The sequence below is a fragment of the Marixanthomonas sp. SCSIO 43207 genome, from assembly GCF_019904255.1.
Taxonomy (GTDB): domain Bacteria; phylum Bacteroidota; class Bacteroidia; order Flavobacteriales; family Flavobacteriaceae; genus Marixanthomonas.
Window position 1 is genome coordinate 1,411,392 of sequence record NZ_CP063203.1, and the last position, 15,804, is coordinate 1,427,195.

Consider the following 15,804-nt stretch of genomic DNA (forward strand, 5'->3'; position numbering starts at 1 on the left):
AACATAAAAATTTCGCAAATCGATATGAAAAAATTAATACTACTTTTAATACTGTTATCGGCAGGGACACTCACAGCTCAAAAAATTAATTGGATGACAATGAATGAAGCATTAGCCGCCCAAAAAAAAGAGCCTAAAAAAATCTTTATGGACGTCTATACAGATTGGTGTGGCCCTTGTAAATTACTAGACAGAAATACATTCAGCAATAAAAAGGTTATCAATTTTATCAATGAAAACTATTATGCTGTAAAGTTTAATGCTGAAGGAACAGAAGAAATAACGTATCAAGATTTCACTTATACCAATCCTAATTATAAGGAAGGAAGAAAAGGTCGAAACGCAACCCATTTTTTTGCTGATGCATTAAAATTAAGAGGCTATCCAAGCTTGGTCTTTTTTAAAGCCGATGGAAGCTTAATACAAGCAATCCCTGGTTATAAAACACCTGAGCAATTAGAAATTTACCTCAAAATGATTGCCAATAACGATTATAAAAAACTAACATCGGCCGAAGCTTGGCAGGAATATCAAAAAAACTTTAAAGGTACTTTTTAAGAGTAGGTTTTTAGTTAAGTGTTTCACTACTCTAAAATGAAGGCTCCCTTGTTACCAGTATAGTAAAAAGGGAGCTTTTTCTTTTCACACGTTTGACTCCATCTTTTTACATATGACTTGTAATTATTTCCGTCAGCTATAATTTGTGAAGGTCTAACAGTTTTAATCAATCGCTCTAGATTTACTCGGGGACTGCTTGTTAAAATAACAATATCTATAATTTTGTTTTTTGGAACAATGCCTAGGCTATCAAGTATTAAAATTGACTTATTGTTGTAGGAAAACACACTAGGTATTTCTCTTTCTGAAAAACTATCAATTTGCATTTCAGTGCGATATCCTTTAAAGGGATAAGTATCTAAGTTTAAAAGGCTATCATTGCGTAAAATCATTAAAGTAGTCTTTTGTTTTATACCAATTGCAGTAGTTCTACTTTTATGAAATACAATCAATTCATTGCTTGACGCTTTATATTTATCATAAATGTATGCTGAAAGTAGCAAGCAAACGGCTACTAAGGCTGCCTGTAAGCGTCTAGGAGAAAATCGTTTCAGTAATACTACTAAAGAAACAATTATGAGGTATAAGGAGATTACTTTTATTTCAGAAAAGTGAATGTCTTGAAACAAAAAAGCATCTTGTTTGGCAACCCAGTTGATAAAAGAATTTAACGTAGAAACAAATTTATTATAGAGAAAGGATAACCATTCAGGAAGTAAATCAATCGTAGAAAGTAAAACAATTAAAATACCGGCTCCTAGCAAGATTCCCAAAAAGGGTAACACCCCGACATTTGTAAGTATAAATAATCCAGGAAATTGATGAAAATAATATAAACTTAAAGGAATTACACCCAGTTGTGCGGCTATCGTTACAGTAACAATAGCCCAAAATTTTCTTAAAAACCAGTTTTTTGGATACCAATACCCGAATAGTTTTGGTTGTATCAATAATATAAAAAGAACAGCCAAGTAACTTAACTGAAACCCTACTTGAAATAACCATAAAGGGTTTATAAGTAACAACAGCAAATACGATAAAAATAATGTGTTTATGCTATTGGTGGGTTTCTGTATTTGTTCGGCAAAGAGAAATAACGAAAACATGGTTGCAGCTCTCACTACAGATGGTGACAAACCGGCAAGTAGTGCAAAGCAAAATAAACATAGTATTATTAATATGCCTTCAACTAGTTTTCCACGTTTTATGCTTCTTAATGGATAAAACAGCCATTTTAATATGAAAAATAAAATACCAACGTGTAAGCCTGAAACTGCCAAAATATGTACAGCTCCAGCTGCGGCATAATTAGCATACAACGTTTTATCAATATCTCGACGCTGTCCCAAAACCAAAGCCTGAATAATTGATTGCTCATCCTTAGTTATAGAGCTTTTTTTAAGTTTGCTTATAAGATGTTGTCGAATCCTTTCGGCAATTCCGCGAAGTGTGTACTCTCCTTTTTTTACTTTTAAAATGGCATTACGACTAATGCGTACTTGATTGTATACACCTAACTTTTCCATATAAGCTGCATAGTCAAATTGATGTGGGTTTAAGGGTTTCTGAATCTTGACAATTTTGGTAGATACTAATAAAATATCGTCAATAGTATGTTGCTTAGTAAGAGAATCTTTTTGAATGTTTACTAAGAGTTTGCCTTTAGTTTTTTTGTTTGAAACCGAAATACATTCGGCTAAATATTTATTGTTTAAGCGATCTGGTTTTAATATTTCAGTAATTTTTAAAGAAAGTAATATGTTTCCAGGCTTTGTTTTTTCTGGAATACGGTGTGAATAGTGATTTTTTTGAAATTGAGGAAACGTTACTTGATAACCGGAAAAACCCACTCCGAAGAAAAATAGATACGTTAATAGCCCAAATACAAATGACTTTTTAAGTTGCTTTTTTTCAATTTTCCAAATGATAAAAAGCAATATTAAAATTACCGGTAAATAGGGTAACATTAAATACGAAACTGAAAAGTAATAAGCGGCTAGTATTCCCAAAGTGAGGAACACCGCAAATTTTACCACAGCAAAGTTTATAAACTTCATCTCCCCATACGAAGTTGATTAGTAAAAAGGGGAGCGTTCTAGTTTGAAAGATACTACAGTTATCTCAATTTAACAAATTAATGTAATATCCTGATTTATAGCTGGTATCTTAAACAAATTCTTAACAACGAATCACTTGTAAATCTAACTAACAATCGTTAGTTTTGTTATATTAATACGACTAAAAACTGTGGCAAAATTTCATAAACTAAAAATAAAAGACATCTACAAAGAGACAGATGACTGTTCTGTAGTTGTTTTTGACGTACCAGAAAACCTTTCTGAAGTTTTCAAATTTAGACAAGGACAACATCTTACTTTAAAAGCTGATATTGATGGTGAAGATACTCGAAGATCGTACAGCTTGTGTTCAAGTCCGGCAGACAATGAATGGAAAGTAGCTGTAAAGCAAATTTACGGCGGTAAATTCTCAACTTTTGTCAATGAAACTTTACAAGCTGGCGATGAACTTGAAGTAATGGAGCCTAGTGGTATGTTTGGAGTCAATGCCGAACCTGAAAAAGCGAAAAACTATCTCTTTTTTGCTGCAGGTAGTGGTATAACTCCAGTTTTATCTATGATCAAAACGCATTTAGCGTTAGAGCCTGATGCCACTTGTAAGTTGTTTTATGTGAATAAAACCGCAAAATCCATTATCTTTAAGGAAGAGTTAGAACAACTTCGTAATCAGTACTTTGGCAGATTAGAGATTTATTATTTCTTAACCCGTGAAAGACGAGATATAGAATTATTTAACGGTCGTTTTGATGATGAGAAAATGAAAGTATTAACCAATACGTTTATTGATATTCCAGATACTAGTGAAGTATTCTTATGTGGTCCAGAACAAATGGTTCATTATGTAAGTAATTATTTAGTAGAAGCTGGTCTCCCTAAGCATTTAGTTCATTTTGAATTATTTGTTACAGGTCTTTCAGAAGAAGATAAAAAACGTGCCGAACGTTTGGCAAAGCAAAATGTTGAAGGAGTTGAAGTAACCATAGTAGATGGAGGAAAAGAGTTTGAGTTTATCATGACAAAAGAGTATGATAATATTCTAGATGCCGCCCTAGGGGCAGGAGCAGATTTGCCGTTTGCGTGTAAAGGTGGAGTTTGTAGCACTTGTAAATGTAAGTTGCTAGAAGGAGACCTTGAAATGAAAATAAATTATGCCTTAGAAGATCACGAAGTAGCACAAGATTATATACTTAGCTGTCAAGCTGTGCCTACATCTTCAAAAGTAAAGGTAGATTTTGATGTTTAATAGCTTATTGAATTAAGCTTAAAACCCAAAAAGTTATGAGTGAAAAAGAAGTGAAAAATTTAGAAGAAATATTTGAAGCACGCATTGCGCGTGATGATAAGATAGAGCCAAAAGATTGGATGCCTGAAAAATATAGAAAAACGCACATTAGGCAAATATCACAACACGCCCATTCTGAAATTGTAGGGATGCTTCCGGAAGGGAACTGGATTACCAGAGCACCCTCGTTGCGAAGAAAAGCAGCCTTATTGGCCAAGGTTCAAGATGAAGCTGGTCACGGGTTGTATCTATATTCGGCTTGTGAAACGTTAGGAATTTCAAGAGAAGACATGTACGAGCAGTTGCATTCAGGAAAAGCAAAATACTCATCAATTTTTAACTACCCAACAATCACCTGGGCAGACATAGGTGCCATAGGTTGGTTGGTAGATGGCGCAGCTATTATTAATCAAGTGCCACTGTGTAATACATCTTTTGGTCCTTACGCTCGTGCTATGGTACGTGTTTGTAAAGAAGAAAGTTTTCACCAACGTCAAGGATACGAGATTATGTTAACGCTTTGCAATGGAACTGAAGAGCAGAAAGAAATGGCGCAAGATGCATTAAATCGCTGGTGGTGGCCAAGTTTGATGATGTTTGGACCTACAGATGATATGTCTACGCATACTGAACAATCTATGAAATGGAAGCTAAAACGTAAAACCAACGATGAATTGCGTCAACAATTTATTGATCAAACCGTTCCTCAAGCCGATATTTTAGGAATTACCGTTCCAGATCCAGATTTAAAATGGAATGAAGAAACCGGTCATTATGATTTTGGAGAAATTGATTGGGATGAGTTCTGGCAGGTAGTAAAAGGTCACGGTCCTTGTAATAAAGAACGCATGAAAGCCAGAGTAGATGCTTGGGAAAATGGAGAGTGGGTTCGTGATGCAGCAATGGCGCACGCTCAAAAGAAAGCTAATAAAAACGTAGCAAAAGCAAGTTAAAATGGAAAACAATAAAAAAAATTGGCCCTTGTGGGAAATATTTGTTCGAAGTAAAAACGGACTAGAACACCGTCACTTTGGGAGTCTTCACGCTGCAGATGCCGAAATGGCCTTAGAAAATGCACGAGATGTCTACACAAGGCGCAATGAAGGTGTAAGTATTTGGGTTGTTGAAAGTAAAAATATTACAGCGTCAAACCCTAAAGATAACGGTGAGTTATTTGAACCAGCACAGGATAAAGTATACCGTCATCCTACTTTTTATGATTTACCAGATGATGTAAAACACATGTAATGTTTTCATACGCTATCTGGTTATAATTATACCGTATTTCAAACAATAAAACTATGAAAAAGAGTTTATACAATTACATAATTGGCATTGCCGATAATTCGCTTATTCTTGCTCAAAGGCTGGGTGAACTTTGTGGTCACGGTCCAACCCTAGAAACCGATATTGCAACCACAAATATTTCACTAGATTTATTAGGCCAGACCCGCAGTTATTACCAATATGCAGCAAAACTCACCGAACAAGAAGAAAAAACAGAAGACGATATTGCCTTTTTGAGAATTGAAAGAGAGTATAAAAATGTACTCTTAGTTGAACAGCCTAATACTCATTTTGGCTACATTATAGCACGTCAATTTTTGTTTGATGTATATCACTTAATGTTGATGCAAAAACTTCAAAATAGCAAAGACGAGGTGCTTTCAGCTATTGCAAAAAAAGGAATAAAAGAAGTAAGTTATCACAAACGATTTTCTTCAGATTGGGTAAAACGTTTAGGTGATGGCACAGCAGAAAGTAAAGAAAAAATGCAAGAGGCTATAAATGATTTGTGGCGTTTTACAGACGAGTTGTTTGATGAGACTGAAGCCGACAAAGAAATGATTAAACAAGAAATAGGAGTAGCTGTTTCTGAAATGAAAGAAGCTTATTATGAAGAAGTTTCAGAAATATTAAAAGAAGCTACACTTAATGTACCAGAAAGAAAGTACTTCACTCGCGGAGGGAAAAAAGGTATTCACACCGAACATATGGGCTATATTTTGGCCGATTTACAGTACATGCAACGCACCTACCCAAATATGACTTGGTAATATGACCGAAACACTCAAAGCAAATATAGATTCACATTTAATTCCGGTTTTGAAAACAGTTTCAGACCCCGAAATTCCTGTGCTTACTGTATTAGACTTGGGAGTAATACGTGAAGCTACCGAGCAAGAAGATGGCGTAGTATCTATTAAATTAACACCCACCTATTCAGGTTGTCCGGCTATGGATGTTATAGGTGATGATTTAAAAAAAGCCTTTTCTGAAATAGGAAAAAAAGCAACCATTGACCTAATTCTTTCTCCAGCCTGGAGCACCGATTGGATTTCAGAAGAAGGACTTCAAAAAATGGAAGCTTACGGTATTGCACGTCCATTAACCGAAACAGCAGACAAAGGCGTATTGCTAGACAATAAAAAATTAGTAAAATGTACCAATTGTGGGAGTACAAACACCCACTTGGTCAGTCAATTTGGTTCAACAGCCTGTAAAGCGCTCTTTAAGTGTGATGACTGTCAAGAACCATTTGATTATTTTAAGTGTTTAAAGTAATAGTTCCCGTGAAGACAGGAATCTTGATAAACAAAAGAAAAGACTAACAATAAAAAGATACCCGCCTTTGCGGGCATTAATATGAGCAGCATAACCACACATATAGAAAACAAAGTAGCAACCATTACCTTAAACCGTCCCGAAAAGTTTAACAGCTTTAATCGTGAGATGGCTTTTTTATTACAAGATGAATTAGATGCTTGCGAAAACAATGCAGATGTTAGGGCTATTGTTTTAGTCGGAAATGGGAAAGCATTTTGTGCGGGACAAGACTTGATAGAGGTGACATCACCAGAATTGAATCCCGGTTTCAAAAAAATACTAGAAGAACATTACAACCCAATTATAAAAAAAATACGAAGCATTGAAAAACCAATTGTAGCTGCCGTAAACGGTGTAGCAGCCGGTGCAGGAGCCAATATTGCATTGGCGTGTGATATTGTAATTGCTTCAGAGGCGGCGAGTTTTATTCAAGCATTTAGTAAAATTGGTTTGATTCCAGATAGCGCCGGGACTTTCTTTTTACCTAGATTAATTGGGTTTCAGAAAGCATCTGCTTTAATGATGTTGGGTGATAAAGTTTCTGCTACAGAGGCAGAAAAATTAGGAATGGTGTATCGCGTTGTTTCTTCAGAAACGTTTATGCAAGAGGTAAATAATGTTGCAAACAACTTGGCGAATATGCCTACAAAAGCACTAGGGCTCACTAAGCGCTTGTTAAATGAATCAATGTCTAACGATTTAGAAAGTCAGTTAGAAATGGAGTCAAAGCTACAAATTGAATCTGCTCAAAGTGAAGATTATGCAGAAGGTGTAGACGCATTTGTAAACAAAAGAAAACCAAATTTTAAAGGAAAGTAAAAAATAGAAAATTAGAAACCAATAAATTTAAAATACAAAAGTGAGTAGAACTTGAACTTTTAAATTTTATAGTTAAAATATATGATTAAACACGTTGGAATAATAGGAAGTGGAACCATGGGAAGTGGCATTGCACAAGTTGCAGCAACTGCCGGATGTTCTGTAAAACTTTATGATACAAATTCCGAAGCATTAGATAAAGCTAAAACAGCTTTAGAAAAAATTTTAAATAGATTAATAGAAAAAGGACGTATTGATGAAGCCGAAAAAAACAGGATTCAAAGTAATATTTCATACGTTGATTCACTTAAAGAACTTAGTGATTCTGAATTGACTATTGAAGCTATTGTAGAAAATCTTGATATCAAAAAGAAAGTATTTCAAGAGCTAGAAAGCTATGTTTCAAAAAAAACAATTATTGCTTCAAACACATCATCTTTATCTATAGCATCTATTGCTTCATCTTTAAAGAAGCCAAAACGTTGTATTGGAATCCATTTTTTCAATCCGGCACCGTTAATGAAATTGGTAGAAGTAATTCCAGCAATCCAAACATCAGATAAAGTACTTCGGAAAACAATGATGAATATTCAAAACTGGGGTAAAATAGTTGCTGTAGCAAAAGATACACCCGGTTTTATCGTAAATAGAGTAGCACGGCCATTTTATGGCGAATCATTACGAATTTACGAAGAAGGCGTTGCAGACTTTGCTACTATTGACTGGGCGTTGAAATCAATTGGCGGTTTTAGAATGGGACCTTTTGAGTTGATGGATTTTATAGGAAACGATGTTAATTACACCGTAACCGAAACTGTTTTTAAGGCCTTTTATTATGATCCACGATACAAACCTTCTTTTACTCAAAAGCGCTTTGCTGAAGCAGGATACTTGGGTAGAAAATCTGGAAGAGGATATTATGATTATTCTGAAAAAGCAACCGAACCGGAGCCTAATCAAGATGTAGCAATGGCACAAAAGATTTTCGATCGTGTTTTAGTGATGTTAATCAACGAAGCCGCAGATGCATTATTTTGGAATATTGCTTCAGCAGAAGATATTGATAATGCGATGACAAAGGGAGTTAATTATCCGAAAGGATTACTCGCTTGGGCAGATGAAAAAGGTATTGACTGGTGCGTAGAAAAGCTCGATGCATTGTATGATGAATACCGTGAAGATCGTTATCGCTGTTCGCCCATTCTTAGAAAAATGAGTAACGAATCTAAAACATTTTTTTAAGATGATTGAGGGATCAGACATTCCGCATAAAATGTTAGGCCAAGACGCTTTTAGTTCTTGGTTAGGGATTGAGATACTAGAGGTTGAATTGGGTCGCTGTAAAGTAGGTATGACTATACGTAAAGAAATGCTCAACAGTATGAATAAAGCTCACGGAGGTATCAGCTACAGCTTGGCAGATACCGCTTTTGGTTTTGCAGCAAATACTCACGGTAAATATGCTGTATCAATAGAAACATCCATAAATCATATTGAAGCCTTGAATGAAGGCGATTACCTTATCGCAGAGTCGGTAATAGAAAAAGTAAATAATAAATTAGGGTTCAATATTGTAGAAGTAAAACGAGGCGACGAATTGGTTGCTTTGTTTAAAGGAGTAGTCTATCGAACCTCAAAAGATTGGGAATAAATTCCTGCGTAGGCGGGAATCTCATAGAAAATAAAATATTAATTCGAAGTTTAATTTTCAAACTTTGATTTCAACTTAAAATATGGAAGCATATATAATAGATGGTATTAGAACACCAATAGGAAATTATAAAGGAACACTAAGTACAATTCGTACAGATGATTTAGCAGCTCTAGTCATTGCTGAAGTGGTTAAAAGAAACCCTTCAATCCCTAAAGAAGCATTTGATGATGTTATTATGGGGTGCGCAAATCAAGCTGGTGAAGACAACCGTAACGTAGCCAGAATGGCGCTTTTACTTGCGGGGTTGCCTTTTACCGTTCCAGGCGAAACAGTAAATCGATTGTGTAGTAGTGGGCTATCTGCCATAATTCACGCCAACAGAGCTATAAAAGCCGGTGATGGTGATTTATTCATTTCCGGCGGTGTGGAGAATATGACAAGAGGTCCTTATGTGATTGCAAAACCTTCCAGCGCGTTTGGAACCGACGCAAAAATGTATGATAGTAGTTTTGGGTGGCGATTTGTCAATAAGAAAATGCATGATATGTACGGCACCGATGGGATGGGTAATACTGCCGAAAATTTAGTCGAGAAACATAAAATCACTCGTGAAGACCAAGATGCATTTGCATATAGCAGTCAGATGAAAGCTTCTAAAGCACAAAAAAATGGTCGTTTTGCTAAAGAAATTGTACCGGTAGAAATTCCACAGCGTAAAAAAGACCCGATTATCTTTAAAGATGATGAATTTATCAAACCCGGAACAACCAAAGAGATTTTAGCCAAATTACGTCCGGCCTTCAAAAAAGAAGGTGGAAGTGTTACAGCCGGAAACAGTTCTGGTTTAAATGATGGCGCTGCGGCGACGATTATTGCTTCAGAAAATGCCGTAAAGAAATACAACTTAAAACCAATGGCAAAGATTGTCAGTTCTGCAGTTGTTGGTGTAGAGCCTCGTATTATGGGAATTGGCCCAGTAGAAGCTTCAAACAAAGCATTGAAAAAAGCAGGCTTAACAATGGACGATATGGATGTAATTGAACTTAATGAAGCATTTGCATCGCAAGCATTAGCGTGTATTCGCGAATGGGGATTAAAAGATGATGATCCACGTATTAACCCGAACGGTGGATCAATTGCAATTGGTCACCCACTAGGCGTTACCGGAGCTCGTTTAACCTATTCTGCAGCGTTAGAACTTCAAGAAACTGGAAAGAAATATGCTTTAGTGACCATGTGTGTAGGAGTTGGACAAGGTTACGCAGCTGTAATAGAAAATATTCCTACGTAGGCAGGAATCTCATACTCGGCAGAAAAACATGCTGCTGAGAGTAAAGTTTAATTATTTAGAAACAAAAAAATACCCGTTTACACGGGCATAGATATGAAAATACTAATTATAGGAGGAAATGGAACCATTGGAAAAACGGTAACTAAACGTTTTTCTGAAGAAAATGATGAGGTTATAATCGCTGGAAGATCTTCAGGAGATGTTACAGTAGATATTGCAAATCCAGATTCTATTGAAGAAATGTTTCAGAAAACCGGAAACGTAGATGCAATTATAAACATAGCTGGTGATGCCAAATGGGATTCGTTTGATAACCTTTCAGAAGAAGATTTCTACATTGGGATTAAAAGTAAAATGATGGGGCAAGTTAACCTAGTTAGACTTGGTAGAAACTATCTGAATGACAATGGAAGCATCACATTAACCACCGGAATTCTCGCAGACGAGCCTGTAGATAAAACAACAAGTGCTGCAATGGTTAATGGCGCTGTAGAAAGTTTTACAAAAGCTGCAGCGTTAGAACTAACAAACGGATTGCGGATAAATGTAGTTTCAGCAGATATGGTTGAAGATGCATATGAGAAATACAAAGATTATTTTCCTGGAAATACACCTGTGCCAATGCGAAAAATAACCGATGGCTATTTTAAAAGTGTAAAAGGAAAAATTAATGGTCAAATAATTAGAATTAGAGCTTAAATACAATTTATGGAAGAACGAGTTTTTGGTGATATTGAAGGTGTTTATGAAGGACAAATATTCAAAAATAGGTTCGATTTATCCTTTAGTAAAGTTCATAAACCAACTCAAGCTGGTATAAGTGGAAGTCAAAATGAGGGTGCGGATTCGATTGTTATTTCAGGAGGGTATGAAGATGATGAAGACTATGGAAATATTATAATTTATACAGGTCACGGAGGTAGAAAAGATGGTTCTACTAAACAGGTGGTTGATCAAGAATTAGTAAGAGGTAATATGGCACTTGCTTTAAATGTTAAAACAGGTTTGCCAGTTAGAGTAATTAGAGGAAGTCATAAAGGTTCTGCTTTTTCACCTGCAGAAGGGTATAGATATGATGGACTTTATAGAGTTGAAGATTACTGGAAAGAAAAAGGCATAAGTGGTTATAATATTTGGAGGTATAGGTTAAGAAAAGTTAGTGTTAGTAACAAAGAAGAGTCAAATGTCCTTCAAGAAGAAGAAAGTGGTTATAAGAAGACAAAAAGAATAGAAACTACTGTACAGCGAATTATTCGAGATACTGCTATAAGTAGAAAAGTAAAAAAACTGTATAATTTTAAATGTCAAGTGTGTAATAGTACGATTGAAACATCTTCTGGATTATATGCGGAAGCGGCACATATTAAACCGCTAGGTGTGCCGCATAACGGACCAGATTCTATCGACAATCTTTTATGTCTTTGTCCCAATCATCATGTAATGTTTGATTTTGGAGGTTTTTCAATATTAGAAGATTTTTCTTTAATTGGTATTGATGGTAATCTTACTATAAATAAAAATCACAACTTGAATAGTGAGTTTATTAAATATCATTTCGATCATTTTTATGACGAAAAAAACAGATTTTAAATTATGACAAAAACGCAACACTACATACAAGGTCAATGGATTGATGGCAAAGGCGAAGGAACACCCATTCTCGATTCAGTAACCGGTGAGCATTTTACCAATGTCACTACTGAAGGACTAGACATTCCAGAAATTCTTCAATATGGAAGACAAAAAGGAGATACTTTGCGTAAAATGACGTTTCAAGAACGTGGTTTAATGTTAAAAAAACTAGCCTTTTACCTTCAGAAGAAAAAAAGACAGTTTTACGAAGTAAGTTACCGTACTGGTGCAACCAAAGTGGATAGTTGGATTGACATTGAAGGAGGTTTTGGTAATTTATTTGCCAATGCTTCACTTCGAAAATTATTTCCAAATCAGCCATTTCATGTAGAAGGTGATCCAGTAGATTTATCGCGTGGTGGGCGTTTTATGGCGCATCATATTATGGTGCCTCGAGAAGGCGTGGCTGTACATATAAACGCTTTTAATTTTCCGGTTTGGGGTATGCTAGAAAAATGTGCCGTAAACTGGATGGCAGGAATGCCTGCAGTTGTATTACCGGCACCTCAAACAGCTTATTTAACCGAGGCCGTTGTGAAAGAAATCATCGCTTCTGGTATTCTTCCAGAGGGATCATTACAGTTAATTAGCGGTACCGCTAAAAACATTTTAGACACAGTAGAATCACAAGACGTAGTTTCATTTACAGGTTCGGCAACTACTGGAAAAATATTAAAAAAGCATCCGCGTTTAATTGAAGAATCAGTTCCGTTTACTATGGAAGCAGATTCTCTTAACGCTGCTATTTTAGGTGAAGATGCTGTTCCCGGAACACCAGAATTTAATCTTTTCATTAAAGAAGTACGTAATGAAATGACCGTTAAATGTGGTCAAAAATGTACTGCGATAAGACGTATTATAGTTCCTGAAAAGCTAATTGAAGATGTTCAAATAGCATTGGGAAAACAACTCGATAAAGTTACCATTGGTGACCCGCGATTAAAAGAAGTACGCATGGGTGCACTAGTTAATGATACGCAACGAACCTCTGTAAAAGAGCAAATTGAAAAAATTACCAAAACAGCTCAAATGGTTTACGGTGATTTTGATGACGTTAAAACAGTAGGTGCAGATGCCAAAAAAGGAGCTTTTATTAAACCTATTTTGCTTCGAGAAGATAATCCTTTCAAAAATGAAGCAGCACACGTTACTGAAGCATTTGGACCAGTAAGTACATTGATGCCTTATAAAAACTTGGATGATGCTATCAAGCTTTCCAAAATGGGTAAAGGTTCATTGGTTAGTTCTATCGTTACAAATGATGATAACATTGCAAAAGAATATACTGTTTCAGCAGCTACGCATCACGGTCGTATTTTAATTTTAAATCGTGAAAGTGCTAAACAAAGTACCGGTCACGGTTCGCCATTGCCTAACTTAATTCACGGTGGCCCAGGTCGCGCTGGTGGTGGTGAAGAAATGGGTGGTGTTCGCGGTGTAAAACACTACTTACAGCGTTGTGCTATTCAAGGTTCGCCAACTTCATTGACTGAAGTCACAGGAATTTATCAACCAAAATCGGCTTACAAAGAATCTGAAAAACATCCGTTTACATATCATTGGGAAGATATTAAACCTGGTATGTCGTTAGAGACCCATAAACGAACGCTTACCGATACCGATATTATTAACTTCGGAAATGTAACTTGGGATCATTTCTATGCACATACCGATATTACCTCTCTAGAAGGGAGTATTTTTGAAAAACGAACAGCTCACGGGTATTTTATTATCTCTGCAGCAGCAGGGCTGTTTGTATACCCTAATAAAGGTCCGGTAGCGGCAAATTATGGTCTAGAAGACATCCGCTTTTTACGTCCGTTATATCACAATGATACTATTTATGTGCGTTTAACGTGTAAAGAGAAAGTAGATCGTGAACAAAAAGGAACCGAATTACCTTCCGGAATTGTAAAGTGGTATGTTGAGGTGTTTGATGCCGAACCGAATGAGGATCAAGAACCTTTAGTAGCGATAGCAACCATTTTAACGATGGTTCAAAAAAAGCAAGAAACATTTGTTGAAATGACCGATGAAAAAATAGACGAATGTTTGTCAAAATTAACTGCAGATGCTAAACCAAAATGGGGTATTATGACGCCTCAACATATGATAGAGCATTTAGAATACACATATAAAATTGCTTCTGGTGAAATTCAAGACTTTGAAATTGCTACACCAGAAGAGATTTTAGAAAAGGTACATGCAAGCTTATATAACTATAAAAAATTTCCGCAAAACTCTCAATTTCCAATGCTTGAAAAAGATAAGTTGGATGATTTAAAACATCCAGATTTAGAAACAGCCATTGAAAAATTCAAAGAGCAACGCGAAAAGTATATTAAATTTTTTAAGGAGAATCCCGAAGCTAAATTAAAGAATTTAGTTTTTGGAGAACTTAATAAATACGAATCGTATTTATTGGAGAGAAAACACCTTAATCATCATTTTGAACAATTTAGATTACTATAATAATTATGTCAGAACAACAACCATACGTTAAACAAAACATAGAAAACGGAATAGCAACGATAGAATTTTTTCACCCTGCTCACAATTCACTACCAGGAGATATTCTTTCAAAACTCGCAAATACCATCACTGAAATGGGTCAAAATGATGAGGTTTTGGTACTTGTTGTAAAAAGTGGAGGCGATAGAACTTTCTGTGCAGGAGCCAGTTTTAAAGAGCTTATCTCTATCGAGAATGAACAAGAAGGCGAAAAATTCTTTAGCGGTTTTGCTAATGTAATAAACGCAATGCGCAAATGCCCTAAGTTTATTATTGGTCGTGTACAAGGAAAAACTGTTGGAGGTGGTGTTGGTCTAGCAGCAGCGATGGATTATACCATGGCAACTAAGTTTTCAGCTATAAAATTGAGTGAGTTGAATCTAGGTATTGGTCCGTTTGTGGTGGGTCCGGCAGTACAACGAAAAATTGGAGCCAGCGGTATGTCGCAAATAGCAATTGATGCCAATTCATTCTATTCACCAGAATGGGCGAGAGACAAAGGGTTGTTTACAAAAGTTTTTGAAACAACCGAAGAACTTGATGAAGAGGTACAAGCACTTGCAGAACAACTTTGTGGGTACAATCCTGAAGCGGTAAAAGAAATGAAACAAATGTTCTGGAGAGGTACAGAAGATTGGGATGAACTATTACAACAACGCGCCAAAATAAGTGGACGCTTAGTGCTTTCTTCATTTACAAAAGAAAAATTGAAACGATTTAAGTAAATACACATGATTTATAGTTTCAAAGGTCATATTCCTGTTGTGCACAAAAGCAGTTTTGTACATCCATTAGCTGCTGTAACGGGCAATGTAATCATTGGTAAAAACTGTTACATCGGTCCTGGAGCAGCAATTCGGGGTGATTGGGGAGAGATAATTATAGAAGATGGAGTAAATGTGCAAGAAAACTGTACCATACATATGTTTCCTGGCAAAAGTATTGTGCTTAAAGAAAGCGCCCACGTAGGTCATGGAGCTATCATTCACGGAGCCAATTTAGGGCGTAATTGTTTAATTGGTATGAACAGTGTGATTATGGATGATGCTGAAATAGGCGATGAATGTATTGTTGGTGCTATGAGTTTTATAAAAGCTGAAACTATATTTCCGAAGCGAAAATTAATTGTAGGAAATCCGGCAAAAGCGATTAAGGATATTTCAGATGAAATGATAGATTGGAAAACCGCCGGAACAAGACTTTACCAACAATTACCCACAGATTGTCACGAGAGTTTGAAAGAAGTAGAACCCCTACAAGAAATTCCAAAGAACAGACCCATTCAGGAAGATTTTTATAAAACATTACAAGAGATTAAGAGAAATGAAGGAAACTGAATTTAAGATGCCCAAAATGGGTGAAATATTCCTGC

16 protein-coding genes are annotated in these 15,804 nt (G+C 35.9%); 15 read left to right on the top strand and 1 reads right to left on the bottom strand.

What is annotated here, in order from left to right; all coding sequences use genetic code 11:
• Window positions 1-24: 24 nt before the first annotated feature.
• Window positions 25-558, top strand: coding sequence for a thioredoxin fold domain-containing protein (locus INR76_RS06635; protein WP_223109870.1), 534 nt, complete (start codon window positions 25-27; stop codon window positions 556-558).
• A gap of 26 nt (window positions 559-584) precedes the next feature.
• On the opposite strand, the gene INR76_RS06640 is transcribed toward INR76_RS06635, so the two are convergent.
• Entirely contained in the window at window positions 585-2,615 is a 2,031-nt protein-coding gene (locus tag INR76_RS06640; protein ID WP_223109871.1) for a ComEC/Rec2 family competence protein, read from the bottom strand.
• Between the two features lie 190 nt (window positions 2,616-2,805).
• Here INR76_RS06640 and INR76_RS06645 point away from each other — a divergent pair, with 190 nt between their 5' ends.
• From INR76_RS06645 to INR76_RS06710, 14 genes are all read left to right on the top strand, one after another.
• Window positions 2,806-3,879, top strand: coding sequence for a 2Fe-2S iron-sulfur cluster-binding protein (locus tag INR76_RS06645; RefSeq protein ID WP_223109872.1), 1,074 nt, complete (start codon window positions 2,806-2,808; stop codon window positions 3,877-3,879).
• A gap of 35 nt (window positions 3,880-3,914) precedes the next feature.
• Window positions 3,915-4,871: a 1,2-phenylacetyl-CoA epoxidase subunit PaaA gene (paaA, locus tag INR76_RS06650; RefSeq protein ID WP_223109873.1), complete on the top strand. Its 957-nt coding sequence runs from the start codon at window positions 3,915-3,917 to the stop codon at window positions 4,869-4,871.
• A gap of 1 nt (window position 4,872) precedes the next feature.
• Complete coding sequence (gene paaB, locus INR76_RS06655; protein ID WP_223109874.1) at window positions 4,873-5,166, top strand: 1,2-phenylacetyl-CoA epoxidase subunit PaaB; 294 nt, start codon at window positions 4,873-4,875, stop codon at window positions 5,164-5,166.
• Window positions 5,167-5,219: 53 nt separating this feature from the next.
• The gene (gene paaC / locus INR76_RS06660; protein WP_223109875.1) at window positions 5,220-5,975 is read left to right on the top strand and encodes a 1,2-phenylacetyl-CoA epoxidase subunit PaaC; all 756 of its coding nucleotides are present in this window, start codon (window positions 5,220-5,222) and stop codon (window positions 5,973-5,975) included.
• Window position 5,976: 1 nt separating this feature from the next.
• Window positions 5,977-6,483: a 1,2-phenylacetyl-CoA epoxidase subunit PaaD gene (paaD, locus tag INR76_RS06665; RefSeq protein WP_223109876.1), complete on the top strand. Its 507-nt coding sequence runs from the start codon at window positions 5,977-5,979 to the stop codon at window positions 6,481-6,483.
• Between the two features lie 81 nt (window positions 6,484-6,564).
• Window positions 6,565-7,344: an enoyl-CoA hydratase-related protein gene (locus INR76_RS06670; RefSeq protein WP_223109877.1), complete on the top strand. Its 780-nt coding sequence runs from the start codon at window positions 6,565-6,567 to the stop codon at window positions 7,342-7,344.
• Between the two features lie 81 nt (window positions 7,345-7,425).
• Window positions 7,426-8,586 (top strand): 3-hydroxyacyl-CoA dehydrogenase NAD-binding domain-containing protein, encoded by a 1,161-nt coding sequence (locus tag INR76_RS06675; protein WP_223109878.1) that lies wholly within the window; start codon window positions 7,426-7,428, stop codon window positions 8,584-8,586.
• A gap of 1 nt (window position 8,587) precedes the next feature.
• A complete protein-coding gene (locus INR76_RS06680; protein WP_223109879.1) occupies window positions 8,588-8,995 on the top strand; it encodes a PaaI family thioesterase in 408 nt (135 codons plus the stop codon).
• 82 nt (window positions 8,996-9,077) lie between these two features.
• Window positions 9,078-10,289: a 3-oxoadipyl-CoA thiolase gene (gene pcaF / locus INR76_RS06685; protein ID WP_223109880.1), complete on the top strand. Its 1,212-nt coding sequence runs from the start codon at window positions 9,078-9,080 to the stop codon at window positions 10,287-10,289.
• A 93-nt stretch (window positions 10,290-10,382) separates the two neighbouring features.
• The gene (locus INR76_RS06690) at window positions 10,383-10,988 is read left to right on the top strand and encodes a short chain dehydrogenase (RefSeq protein WP_223109881.1); all 606 of its coding nucleotides are present in this window, start codon (window positions 10,383-10,385) and stop codon (window positions 10,986-10,988) included.
• Window positions 10,989-10,997: 9 nt separating this feature from the next.
• The gene (locus INR76_RS06695; protein WP_223109882.1) at window positions 10,998-11,879 is read left to right on the top strand and encodes a YDG/SRA domain-containing protein; all 882 of its coding nucleotides are present in this window, start codon (window positions 10,998-11,000) and stop codon (window positions 11,877-11,879) included.
• A gap of 3 nt (window positions 11,880-11,882) precedes the next feature.
• Window positions 11,883-14,393: a phenylacetic acid degradation bifunctional protein PaaZ gene (gene paaZ, locus INR76_RS06700; protein WP_223109883.1), complete on the top strand. Its 2,511-nt coding sequence runs from the start codon at window positions 11,883-11,885 to the stop codon at window positions 14,391-14,393.
• A gap of 5 nt (window positions 14,394-14,398) precedes the next feature.
• The gene (locus INR76_RS06705) at window positions 14,399-15,157 is read left to right on the top strand and encodes an enoyl-CoA hydratase/isomerase family protein (protein WP_223109884.1); all 759 of its coding nucleotides are present in this window, start codon (window positions 14,399-14,401) and stop codon (window positions 15,155-15,157) included.
• Window positions 15,158-15,163: 6 nt separating this feature from the next.
• Entirely contained in the window at window positions 15,164-15,769 is a 606-nt protein-coding gene (locus INR76_RS06710; protein WP_223109885.1) for a transferase hexapeptide repeat family protein, read from the top strand.
• The last annotated feature ends 35 nt before the right edge of the window (window positions 15,770-15,804 follow it).

Excerpts from the sequence above, each read along its gene's own strand:
- INR76_RS06680 (WP_223109879.1), top strand. The coding sequence starts at position 8,588 with ATGATTGAGGGATCAGACATTCCGCATAAAATGTTAGGCCAAGACGCT.
- pcaF (WP_223109880.1), top strand. The coding sequence starts at position 9,078 with ATGGAAGCATATATAATAGATGGTATTAGAACACCAATAGGAAATTAT.
- paaZ (WP_223109883.1), top strand. The coding sequence starts at position 11,883 with ATGACAAAAACGCAACACTACATACAAGGTCAATGGATTGATGGCAAA.
- INR76_RS06695 (WP_223109882.1), top strand. The coding sequence starts at position 10,998 with ATGGAAGAACGAGTTTTTGGTGATATTGAAGGTGTTTATGAAGGACAA.
- INR76_RS06710 (WP_223109885.1), top strand. The coding sequence starts at position 15,164 with ATGATTTATAGTTTCAAAGGTCATATTCCTGTTGTGCACAAAAGCAGT.
- INR76_RS06705 (WP_223109884.1), top strand. The coding sequence starts at position 14,399 with ATGTCAGAACAACAACCATACGTTAAACAAAACATAGAAAACGGAATA.
- paaB (WP_223109874.1), top strand. The coding sequence starts at position 4,873 with ATGGAAAACAATAAAAAAAATTGGCCCTTGTGGGAAATATTTGTTCGA.
- INR76_RS06690 (WP_223109881.1), top strand. The coding sequence starts at position 10,383 with ATGAAAATACTAATTATAGGAGGAAATGGAACCATTGGAAAAACGGTA.
- INR76_RS06640 (WP_223109871.1), bottom strand. The coding sequence starts at position 2,615 with ATGAAGTTTATAAACTTTGCTGTGGTAAAATTTGCGGTGTTCCTCACT.
- paaA (WP_223109873.1), top strand. The coding sequence starts at position 3,915 with ATGAGTGAAAAAGAAGTGAAAAATTTAGAAGAAATATTTGAAGCACGC.
- INR76_RS06675 (WP_223109878.1), top strand. The coding sequence starts at position 7,426 with ATGATTAAACACGTTGGAATAATAGGAAGTGGAACCATGGGAAGTGGC.
- INR76_RS06670 (WP_223109877.1), top strand. The coding sequence starts at position 6,565 with ATGAGCAGCATAACCACACATATAGAAAACAAAGTAGCAACCATTACC.
- INR76_RS06635 (WP_223109870.1), top strand. The coding sequence starts at position 25 with ATGAAAAAATTAATACTACTTTTAATACTGTTATCGGCAGGGACACTC.
- paaC (WP_223109875.1), top strand. The coding sequence starts at position 5,220 with ATGAAAAAGAGTTTATACAATTACATAATTGGCATTGCCGATAATTCG.
- paaD (WP_223109876.1), top strand. The coding sequence starts at position 5,977 with ATGACCGAAACACTCAAAGCAAATATAGATTCACATTTAATTCCGGTT.